The 1,704-nt window shown below is 73.9% G+C and carries 1 protein-coding gene; it reads left to right on the top strand.

The window, feature by feature from the left end:
- A partial coding sequence (locus ACIQVT_RS34725; protein WP_403763777.1) for a polyketide synthase dehydratase domain-containing protein occupies positions 1–1,704 on the top strand: 1,704 nt, incomplete at both ends.

Below are 1,704 nucleotides of genomic sequence, written 5' to 3' on the forward strand. Positions count from 1 at the left end.
CTGCGCCGTGAGGACGGCGGCTTGCGGCGGCTGTTGGCGTCGATGGCCGAGGTGTTCGTCCGGGGTGTGGCGGTCGACTGGACCGGTGTGCTGCCAGACGGTGTCGGAGCCGCCGACGTGGAGTTGCCGACGTACACCTTCGACCACCGGCACTACTGGTTGAAGCCCGCTCCGGCGGCGGACGTGGCTTCCCTCGGGCAGGCCCGCGCCGATCACCCGCTCCTCGGCGCGGTGGTGGAAGTACCGGACACAGGCGGGGTGCTGTGCACCTCGCGGTTGTCGCTGCGCACGCATCCCTGGCTTGCGGACCATGTCGTCGGCGGAGCGGTCCTCGTCCCCGGTACCGGGCTGGTGGAGCTGGCCGTGCGCGCCGGTGACGAGGTGGGCTGCGGGAGTCTCGAAGAGCTGGTCGTCGAGGCACCGCTGGTCCTGCCGGAGCAGGGCGGAGTGCGCGTGCAGGTCACCGTCGGCGGCCCGGAGGAGACCGACACTCGGACCGTCGCCGTCTACTCCGCCCCCGACGACACCACCAAGGACGCCGGCCCCGAGGCCTGGACCCGGCACGCGACCGGCACCCTCACCGCCTTGGCGGACGCAGCCCCGACCCAGTCGGCCGCCGACCTCACCGTTTGGCCGCCTGCCGGTGCCCGCCCGGTGGACATCGCCGGCGGCTACGAGCTGCTGGCCCGGGCCGGTTACGGTTACGGCCCGGTCTTCCAGGGGGTACGAGCCCTGTGGCGGCGCGGTGACGACCTCTTCGCCGAGGTCGCCCTACCGGAGGACCAGCGGTCCGGCGCCGCACGGTTCGGTATCCACCCCGCCCTGCTCGATGCCGCGCTGCACCCCGCGATGCTGGACGTGGCACTCGCCGACCCCGACGGCGAGAACCGCACCGAGGACGGTGTCCACCTCCCGTTCGGCTGGAACGGCCTGCACCTGCACGCGGCCGGTGCCACGGCACTGCGGGTACGCCTGCACCGGTCGGCGCCCGACGCCCTGGCCCTGGAGGCGGCCGACGAGACCGGGGCGCCCGTGCTCACGCTGCGGTCACTCGTCTCACGGACCGTGTCCGCCGACCAGCTGGGCGCCGCGGCCGACGACAGCCGACACTCCCTGTTCCGCGTGGAGTGGACGGAACTGCCCGCGACGACGGAGCCCGGCACCGACCTGCCGCCCGCCTGGGTGCCGATCACCGCGCCCGCTCACGTGGCCGCATTGACCGACGGCTCGGGCACACCGCCTGTCGTCGTCCTGGAGGCCGGCCGGGGTGACGTGGCGGACGGTACGGACGACGATGCGGCACTGGCGCTCACGGGACGCGTGCTGGAGATCGTCCAGGCATGGCTGGCCGGCCCCGGACTGGACGCGGCCCGGTTGGTCGTGGTCACCCGGGGTGCGATGCCCGCCGGGGACGGGCGGACGGTGACCGATCCGGCGGGGGCGGCCGTGTGGGGTCTGGTCCGGGTGGCGCAGGCGGAGAACCCCGACCGGTTCGTCCTCCTCGACACGGACACCCCCGCGGGTACCGATGTGGAGCCGCTCCTGGCCGCGGTACTGGCCGGCGCGGAACCCCAGGTGGCCGTGCGCGGCAACCGCCTGTTCGCACCGAGACTGACCCGTGTGACCGCGCCCGTGGTCGGTGATGTGGGTTTCGGTGGGGAGGGTGCGGTGTTGGTGACCGGTGGCACGGGTGTGCTGGGTGGG

Source organism: Streptomyces sp. NPDC100445 (assembly GCF_044759735.1).
In the GTDB taxonomy this organism is placed as follows: domain Bacteria; phylum Actinomycetota; class Actinomycetes; order Streptomycetales; family Streptomycetaceae; genus Streptomyces.